This window comes from Endozoicomonas atrinae (assembly GCF_001647025.1).
GTDB lineage: Bacteria > Pseudomonadota > Gammaproteobacteria > Pseudomonadales > Endozoicomonadaceae > Endozoicomonas > Endozoicomonas atrinae.
On sequence record NZ_LUKQ02000241.1, the window covers coordinates 1 to 8157 of the forward strand.

9 protein-coding genes are annotated in these 8157 nt (G+C 46.4%); 5 read left to right on the forward strand and 4 right to left on the reverse strand.

All coding sequences use genetic code 11. The features are described from left to right. Nucleotides 1-484: IS256 family transposase (locus AK963_RS22605; RefSeq protein WP_139117411.1), on the forward strand; the 484-nt coding region annotated here is incomplete at its 5' end. Between the two features lie 372 nt (nucleotides 485-856). Here the strand turns inward: AK963_RS22605 and AK963_RS22610 are convergent. Further along, the gene (locus AK963_RS22610; protein WP_066017681.1) at nucleotides 857-1252 is read right to left on the reverse strand and encodes a hypothetical protein; all 396 of its coding nucleotides are present in this window, start codon (nucleotides 1250-1252) and stop codon (nucleotides 857-859) included. A gap of 134 nt (nucleotides 1253-1386) precedes the next feature. Between AK963_RS22610 and AK963_RS22615 the strand changes: the two genes are divergently transcribed. Genes AK963_RS22615 through AK963_RS22630 form a run of 4 tightly spaced genes read left to right on the forward strand, consistent with a single transcriptional unit; the run spans nucleotide 1387 to nucleotide 5135 of the window. Next, nucleotides 1387-2085: a class I SAM-dependent methyltransferase gene (locus tag AK963_RS22615; RefSeq protein ID WP_066017682.1), complete on the forward strand. Its 699-nt coding sequence runs from the start codon at nucleotides 1387-1389 to the stop codon at nucleotides 2083-2085. 2 nt (nucleotides 2086-2087) lie between these two features. Continuing rightward, a complete protein-coding gene (locus AK963_RS22620) occupies nucleotides 2088-3074 on the forward strand; it encodes a type 2 periplasmic-binding domain-containing protein (RefSeq protein WP_066017683.1) in 987 nt (328 codons plus the stop codon). Beyond that, on the forward strand, nucleotides 3071-4525 hold the full coding sequence (locus AK963_RS22625; RefSeq protein WP_066017684.1) for a sensor histidine kinase: 1455 nt from the start codon (nucleotides 3071-3073) through the stop codon (nucleotides 4523-4525). Before AK963_RS22620 ends, AK963_RS22625 begins: the two co-directional genes overlap by 4 nt. Continuing rightward, nucleotides 4497-5135 (forward strand): response regulator transcription factor, encoded by a 639-nt coding sequence (locus AK963_RS22630; protein WP_066017685.1) that lies wholly within the window; start codon nucleotides 4497-4499, stop codon nucleotides 5133-5135. Before AK963_RS22625 ends, AK963_RS22630 begins: the two co-directional genes overlap by 29 nt. On the opposite strand, the gene AK963_RS22635 is transcribed toward AK963_RS22630, so the two are convergent. The 3 genes from AK963_RS22635 to AK963_RS22645 form a co-directional block, all read right to left on the reverse strand. Continuing rightward, complete coding sequence (locus AK963_RS22635) at nucleotides 5132-5365, reverse strand: hypothetical protein (RefSeq protein ID WP_066017686.1); 234 nt, start codon at nucleotides 5363-5365, stop codon at nucleotides 5132-5134. The two genes, AK963_RS22630 and AK963_RS22635, sit on opposite strands and share 4 nt — an antisense overlap. Before the next feature lie 85 nt (nucleotides 5366-5450). Next, nucleotides 5451-7310: a hypothetical protein gene (locus tag AK963_RS22640; RefSeq protein ID WP_066017687.1), complete on the reverse strand. Its 1860-nt coding sequence runs from the start codon at nucleotides 7308-7310 to the stop codon at nucleotides 5451-5453. Then, nucleotides 7307-8077: a hypothetical protein gene (locus AK963_RS22645; protein ID WP_066017688.1), complete on the reverse strand. Its 771-nt coding sequence runs from the start codon at nucleotides 8075-8077 to the stop codon at nucleotides 7307-7309. The genes AK963_RS22640 and AK963_RS22645 overlap by 4 nt, the downstream gene beginning before the upstream one ends. Between the last annotated feature and the right edge of the window lie 80 nt (nucleotides 8078-8157).

Below are 8157 nucleotides of genomic sequence, written 5' to 3' on the forward strand. Positions count from 1 at the left end.
TAACACCGTGTTCCCAATGGCTCAGGTTCAGCTGTGTATTGTGCATCAGGTACGTAACTCGCTGAAATACGTCTCCTACAAGGACCGTAAATGCGTCGCCAGCGACCTGAAACGGATTTACCGGTCAGCGACTGCTGAAGAAGCAGAAATGGAGCTGGAAGCCTTTGAAGAAGCCTGGGGGGAGAAATTCCCATCGATTGGTAAGTCCTGGCGTAATAACTGGGATAACCTGATTACTCTGTTCGACTATCCTGAAGATATCCGAAAAGCGATTTATACAACGAATGCCATTGAGTCCTTGAACAGCGTCATTCGTAAGGCGATTAAGAACCGGAAGATTTTTCGGACGGATGAGTCAGTCATGAAGGTAATCTACCTGGCCATGGAAAAAGCTTCCGAGAAATGGACCATGCCGATCAGGAACTGGAAAGCCGCCATGAACCGGTTTGAAATTATGTTTCCTGACCGGTTCAAGGAGCAGTAGTTTTAGTGGCGTTTACACAGAATTATTTACAGGCTCTTGCTCGCACCTTAATGCGGCGCTAACCTCATAGACAACTGAAACCAACTACCAAACCACTCCACATAAAAACAGAAATAGCCCCTAACGGAGGCCAGTCGGCCAGATCACCGGGGCGAAGGAGTAATGCATTTTATGGACTGCTCCCGGCTCTGACTGCGGTTGTTATTATCCCCACTTTGCCGCTTGGGTCTGGAACATCTGTGCATAGAATTAAGCTACCGGAATTGGCAGCCCATTTCATCCCCTTCAGGGTTCAACTGTTTCAGTTCTTCCTCGGCCACCATCACTTTCACCATGACCGAGGGTATGATTTTATAGTTAATATGACCCCGCCTATTTCGGGGCACTTGTCCTAAGTGGATTCGATCCATCTAACGAAGCTCCAATGTGTTCATTATCAAAGTCTGCAAGGCAGCAAGGCCTGAAGTTAGTGTCGTAAAACGCGAACAGGGTGTCAGAGTCAACGATCTGCAAAATTAGAAAGGGAGTGTTTTGATTAATCAGCGGTGAGTAATAGCGTTCACCAATTTTTATGGCTGTTGTTTCTTTTGGCTTTCCGTTGTTTGTGAGGCCGATCACGTATTCACTGCTCCCCATTCCAAACATTATCCTGTTATAGATATAATCAAAGTTTATTGACCAATGGCTCTCTGTTCCTAACTCTATTTCTTCAATGATAAAATGTGCCGGTAAAGGCTCTAACTCTACGACGTCGAACTCCTGACTCATCCTGACCTCTCGCTAGTAACATCAATTCCTTTGAGTACTACTGCAAAAAGTAAAGCAAACTTGTTTTAAGTAATCGTTACTGATAGATTGGACTATAGTCAAGCAAAATTAATAAAAATAAAGTGACGAAAATCATGTATACGACTAGAGAACTTTATAAAGCGCACACGGAAAGTCTGGAGGATGACGTTGATTTCTACTTTGACTTTTGTCAGGAAAAACAAACTCTGGAACTGTTCGCAGGCTTTGGGCGAATAACCAATAAACTCATAGCCAAGGGCTGTGATATTGAGACTGTCGAACTTGACCCTTTCATGGCTGTATTTATTGACCTCCCTGAACATAAAAATCATATCGGCGATGTTCGAGAGTTCACATCAGGAAAACGGTTTGACCGTATCTTTGCCGCTTATAATAGTTTTCCTCTCCTGACAGATGATGAAGACATACGACAGTTTTTTTCCAGTATGTCAGAGCTTCTTGACGTTGGTGGAAAGCTTGCTCTGAATGTCTATCACCCTAACTGGTGGGAAAATGCTGTAGATTACCCTCTGACCATCGGGGATGGCACCGTTCGCTATTCCTCTGGGTATAACCTTGAGCGCCGTTATACGGATAAGATTGCCCAATGGCACGACCATTACGATTTGCCGGATGGAGATCGACAAACCATTAGCCACACGATCCGGCTCTATGAAAATAGCGCAGACTTCACCCCATACCTCGAGGGAATAGAGCTGGGGCATATCAACACGGTCATCAATTATAACCGTCCAGAGCATGAGTTGGTTGAGCCAGGTTGGGTGGACTTTATTTTCCAGAAGCAGGGATAGCTATGAAATATCTTTTCTTGATATTAGTTCTGTCGCTTGCCTCTCCTTCAAGCTTTGCTCATAGCGGCAAGCATCTTAAAAAAGGGGTTAATATCGTTACGTGGTGGGATTATCTGACCTCAAAAAGCCTTGAGCCGGTTGAGAGGGCTTGCGATGTTAAGATTTACTTTGATGAATACTACAGCAATGCAGAGTTTCAACGGAAGGTAGAAGCTAATGATTATGATATTGCCATTTATTCCGACAATATCTCTAAGGATATAAGGTTATTAACCACGTCTATTATTGATCTAAAAAATGAATTTCTCCCTTCTTACCCTCAGTCGGTCAGAGCACTTTCTGACTCACTCGATAATAATTCAGCCTTTTTCATGTTCGCTTTTACCGGTCTGCTCTGGAACCCTGACAATATATCGCTAAGTCCTACCGATGGCATTAGAGATATTTTTTCCAAGGCTGAAGATAAATTAGTCCTTATACTTGATGAACACGCTGTTGCTTTTGACTTACTAAGACAAGCCGGTCTTGCTGACTCTAATCCGGAACAGTTACATAATTTGCGCAAGCTGCTCGCTGGCAGTTATGCAGTTATTTCCAGCAATTTAGGAAGACTATATCAGGCAGATAATTTTGCACTTGCTTACGTCTGGTCAGGTGAGGCTTTAAGTCTTATTAGTGATGAAAACCTTAACTATCAGTTTCTGCTCCATCCATCTATCTCCCACATGGCTTTTGACCAACTCACCCTTTTGGATAATAGCGAGGCTTCCGTCTGTGTTGCTCGATACCTTGCTAGTGAAAAGTTCACTAAGGGAGTTTCTGAAAGAACAAAATATTTTTCTCCTTACAGCATTGATAGGGTATTGAATTCAAGTCCAGTTGTACCAAGAAAACCATTGCATCTCGAAAATAGCTATTTCCTCAAAAGTCAGCGTGTGTGGGCTTCTGTGAAAATGTCGATAAACCCAAGGATGAAAGTTAAGCCATGAGAGCCGTAACTCTTGAGGACTTTTCTCATAGAATATCAAAAGCACTTTTGATGGTTACCGTTGCAATGTTTCTTCTATTAGCCGCTATTGCCGTCTTAAACTTTAAAGATCATTTAGAGAGCGATAAAAGGTTAGCAAGGATTGAGCTTCAGGATGCTCTGGAGCTATTGACCTCTGAGCTTTATGGTCAGATTGGAATACTAGTGAGTTCTAGTGAGTTTATTGATTATATGCGGTCTGATCTAATCAATAGGCGAAAGAACGAGCATTTAGTTAGAAACTTGTTAAGCAGAATATCTTGGTCAGGAATTTCAGGTATTTCTATCTACGACCATATCGGTCGCTTCCTTTTCACGACTCAAAACCTAGACAACCTTAATCTGGTTAATATTCCTATTTGTTACCTCGGAGATACTTTCGATGTGGAGTTTGGTGACTGCGTCGGCAGTATCTATATCTATCTAAGCAATGAGATCATCATTGATCGGCTTCAGCAGATAAACCCAAAAATTGAAATATGCTCATCGTGCGAACCAGTAAAAAAATTACCTGCTCTATCCGGCATAATCGAAACTAGAAACTCTGCTTTAAATCTCCCGATTGAAATACCTGTAAAGCCAGATTACGAACTCTTAAAAAGTAGTATTGCGGGGATATTTGCAATATGTGCCATTATTTATGTGGTTCTATTAACTCAGATCAGGTCAGCTGTTGAAGCATTCATATGGAGGCCTCTCACAGGTACAGGTACAGAGCCAATAGTTTGGACCCGATCATTAAAAGAAATCAAAGAATCTCATTATAGAGAGCGATTACTTTCTGATCTAACGAAAGAGACAGCAGACCGAGAGCGGCTGCTTGCTGACAATATTCACGATATATTTTTGTCTGATCTTGCGACTCTGAAAATGCTGGTTTGGGAATGTGATGGCTCCCCTGACGGAAAGCAGCGAGTAAATGCTGTTATTGATGTGGCTATAAAAAAAGCGAGAAATATTATTGATGCCTTAAGGCCTGAAACCCTTGATACTCTTGGTCTTGAGAAAAGTCTTATCATTTTATTCGATTCATTGCCGCTGTCTGTGAACAGACAGTTCAGTGGTTGTTTGAGTAGCATCCCTTCTGGCATTGATCTTCAGGTATATCTGATTATTAAAGAAGCACTGACTAATGTTATAAAGCATGCTGAAATAGACTGGGCTTCTGTGACGATTGATGTCAAAGAAAGCAGTGAAAATTACACATTATTTATTGAAATAAAAGACACTGGAAAGGGATTTGATGTTAGAACGGTGAAGGCCGGAATTGGCTTGGGAAGTATAAAAGGAAGAGCCTTGTCTCTTGGCTCGCATGAGTTAGTTTCTGAGGTTGGGAAAGGAACCAGTATTCAAGTTTTTCTAAATTTTGAGGGAGACGAAAGTCATGGAGTCAATAAAAATCCTCATCGCTGACGATCATGTAATGATAGCCAATGCACTATCGTCAATGCTCAATAATTCAGCAATTTGTGAAGTGGTTTCAGTTGCTCATTCTGTCGATGACCTCCTCGAGCAGGCTAAAACTCAAAAGGTTGATGTCTTTATCGTTGACCTTGGCTTCAAAGGAACCGTAGGAGACGTTGGCATTATTGATGTTTTGCGAAAGGTGAAACCTGAGGCAAAGATCATTATTTGCTCAATGAGGAGTAACCTTCATACCATCAAGGCCTGCTACAAGCTCGGAGCCCTTGCCTTCGTTAACAAAGACTCGAATCCGGATGACCTGATTAAAGCTGTTGAAATGGCAGGCAAAGGGGAACGGTATTTTATACCGTCTGTCCTCGCCCAGGTTGGAGAGGCTTGGATGGATGATCCGTTGGAAGGGCTTTCTGAAAGGGAAAAAAAAGTGTTTATGCTTTTTGTGGAGGGGGCTTCTATGGAGGAAGTTATCGAGGAAATTGGCATATCCAAGCAGAGCATCAACAATCTGATTAACGAGAGAATCAAGCCTGTTGTTGGAACGTCACGCTCTGGCTTTAAGGAAGCTGCCCGGAAGATGGGACTGATAGAATATATTGATTAAACCTCTACCTCATACTGCGCTAAATCTGGCGCAGTCCCTTTTATCTCCCCGTCCTGAATAAATGCCTTTTGCCCGGATAAAACTGACTCTCCCTTGACGGTAATCACTGAACCATCCCGGAGCGTTGCCTGACTGGTGCCATTGCCGTTGTTAGCAGTAATGGTGGCGATAACTCTGATGCCTTCAGGTAAGAGCGCCTTAAATTGTTGCCAGATATTTGTGGTTGCCATAACCCCCTCGACGTCTATTATTTAGATGCCGAGATAAGGCATCCAGCGTGTATAAAGTCCCGGTAGTTCTGCTGCCGGGCACCTCTTAATAATGCCTTTCCAGGTCAACCGACTGAATAACATTTCCTACTCCTGAAGCACTGATGCTGGTCGCCAGACAAAGGGCTTGCCAGTCGCCCGTTATATCTTGAACCTCGACCAGCATACCCGGCTCAATTAACCCGGGTGACGTGTTGGTGTCGGTCAGAGGTAGCTCAATGGTGGTAATGCTCTGGTTGCCGCCCTTGGCCAGCTCATTCCTGCCTCGCTCGGTATTTACCTGCGTTTCAGTGAGCCAGTCTTCCAGAATATCGGGAGCCGGGTTATTGCCACTGCTTCCGGTTCGTTTGACGTTGACCGCCACGCCTGCATTGGTGCCGGATACATAGACCGCATTGTAAGCCTGCTCTGGCCGCCAGTTGGCGCTTAAGCTAATGACCATACTTGCCGGAACGATCTTATCCATAGTGGCAGTGTTCCAAGCCCACGGACTTGCCGGGTATCGGGGTTGAATGCTCACCTGGTCGTTATTGCGGCTTGGGATAATGACCGATCCGGCGGTGGTAGCGATCTTGGCGACAACCTGCATAGCGGTCTGATTCTGATAGCTGAATGAGCCTCCGGGCATGATCCAATCGGGTGTGCTGTAATCGTTCAGGTCAGGATAGTTTGCTGTGAATCCGGTATTCGCCAGTTCTTCAGTAATGGCCTGTTTAGCGTTCAGGTTGGCGCTGTTGCTCTTGCTTCTCTGTGGCGCATAAGGCGATGCCAAAAGCTGCGTTCGGCTGCTGCCATAGAGGGTGTAACGCTCATCCCCGAACCGTCTGTTTGTGCTGTAACGCTCAATAATGAAGATCCACTTCCAGCCGTTGATATCGACCTCGATCTGCTTCGGACCGTTCTCGTCCGGTTCCACCAGTGCGATATTGGAAGCGCCCCAAAGCTCTCCGGTAAAGCTCCAAGAGAAGCTATCAATATCCAGACTGATGTCCATTGAGGGCAGTTCGAGCGGTGTCCGGGCAGGCAATACGACAGTGGTGATAATGTTCATTAGCAGATAACTCTCCCTGATCTCTGGCTGCTCTGGCTCCGGCTTTTCCACAATATCCGGGTCAGTCTCACCGCCATAGTTGCCGGTAACGCGCTCATCCCTGGCTTTCTGGCCTAAGCCCCACGGCAGAATAACCGGCTGATCCTCGGCTCGGTTGCTCTGGAAGGTAAAGCGCCGTTTGCTATCAATGGGGACAGCAGCAGTTTCTTCGTCAAAGGCACCAATCTGGAAAAATACCGAGCCGTTAGCCTGTGGCTCATACTCCCGTTCTTGAAAGGTAAAGTTCAGCGGTTGCTGAGGGTGAATGTAGGCAGGGCTTTTCCACTTCCTTGAGCCGTACAGATCAACCGACTGCATGCCTTCGGATACGTTGCTATCCCGCTCCGGTGGATGATTCCAAGGGGAGTCCTGTTCTTGATCCTGCGCTTGGATGCTTTTATCCCATGCACTCCGCTTGCCGCCTTCCTTTGTCTCTGGTTGTTGCCAACGGTCGCCGGTTGCCGCTTCTTTTTTCTGGCTCTGGCCATGACTAAAACTGACCATGACTTCCCTTTTCGCCACGGCTCCCCAAAACAGGCCGAACGGTGAGGCTTCCATAGGCTTTGCCTGCTGGCTAGTTTGCTGCCGGGTAGTGCTAACAGGGCGACTGGTGGAATAGCTCGCAGAAACGCCCTGCTGCCGACTGACCGCCCCTTGCCATTGGCTTTCGTAATGGCGAATCAATCCGGGAGGCGGAGCAAAATAAATCAGCCCCTTACCGTCAAAGGAAAAGTCAGCAATAGATGATGATGACACGGCATAGGGAGCTCCGGTCAGCCGAAACTCTGCGCTGTCAGTGGGAACCTCATAACTCATGGCAGTAGTTCTGCTTTGATGGGACCGTGTGCCAATGGGCGATAGAAAGGAATCGCCCGGAGGGTAATATTCCCTTCAATGGTGCGGGTGTGAGTCGTGCCGGTATCAATCCACCACTGCGGTTCTGTGGCTGGTAAGGTGCCGCCTGCTTCCACCCGGTAAACATGACCATTAGGAACAGTTGGATGAATCAGATCACCTTGAACCACGCTGGCAGTTGCGGTAAAAGGCACACCGTATTCGTCCATCGCCAGAACAAAGGTATCGCCGCCTTCGGTCAGCACGTCCAGCGTATAGCTGCCGGTTTCTGCGTTACTGGTGGTATCCCCGGTCACTGACCATGAACCATCGGGCTTATGCTCAATGGCCACCAGTTGCCTTGCTGCCGGTTCAGCCTGATTGTCCAGCACTCGCTCTACTTTGCCGGTTATGGTTGCCGGATCACCGGTTGGTGTACCACCGCCTCCACTGGTGCTGATCGCCAGTTCATAGACCACCACGTTATCCGGGGTAATCAACTCACTGCTGAACGGCCGCCCTTCGTGGGTAATCAGCAGGCAGAGGTTTTTATCCGCCAGCAAGGCCGGCAGGTTCTTCATCACGATCTGACCATTGTTGGCTTTGGTGGCCACCAGATAACGGGTATTCAAGGGCTGATAGAGTTCAACAACACCGTTATAGGGCAAGCCATCCACGGTAAGCGTTACAGCAATACTGTTGTCGAAGGGCTTCGGTATGCTCAGCTGCTCAATTCGGCACTCCTGCATCACCACTCCCCCGTCAGTTTCACAAAGCAGTTGATGTTGTCATTGATGTTTCTGGCTCGCTTGATGGTGAAGTAATCCTC

Bases quoted from the DNA above. Each gene is read 5' to 3' on its own strand.
- AK963_RS22635 (WP_066017686.1), bottom strand. From the start codon at position 5,365: ATGGCAACCACAAATATCTGGCAACAATTTAAGGCGCTCTTACCTGAA.
- AK963_RS22620 (WP_066017683.1), top strand. From the start codon at position 2,088: ATGAAATATCTTTTCTTGATATTAGTTCTGTCGCTTGCCTCTCCTTCA.
- AK963_RS22625 (WP_066017684.1), top strand. From the start codon at position 3,071: ATGAGAGCCGTAACTCTTGAGGACTTTTCTCATAGAATATCAAAAGCA.
- AK963_RS22615 (WP_066017682.1), top strand. From the start codon at position 1,387: ATGTATACGACTAGAGAACTTTATAAAGCGCACACGGAAAGTCTGGAG.
- AK963_RS22645 (WP_066017688.1), bottom strand. From the start codon at position 8,077: ATGCAGGAGTGCCGAATTGAGCAGCTGAGCATACCGAAGCCCTTCGAC.
- AK963_RS22610 (WP_066017681.1), bottom strand. From the start codon at position 1,252: ATGAGTCAGGAGTTCGACGTCGTAGAGTTAGAGCCTTTACCGGCACAT.
- AK963_RS22630 (WP_066017685.1), top strand. From the start codon at position 4,497: ATGGAGTCAATAAAAATCCTCATCGCTGACGATCATGTAATGATAGCC.
- AK963_RS22640 (WP_066017687.1), bottom strand. From the start codon at position 7,310: ATGAGTTATGAGGTTCCCACTGACAGCGCAGAGTTTCGGCTGACCGGA.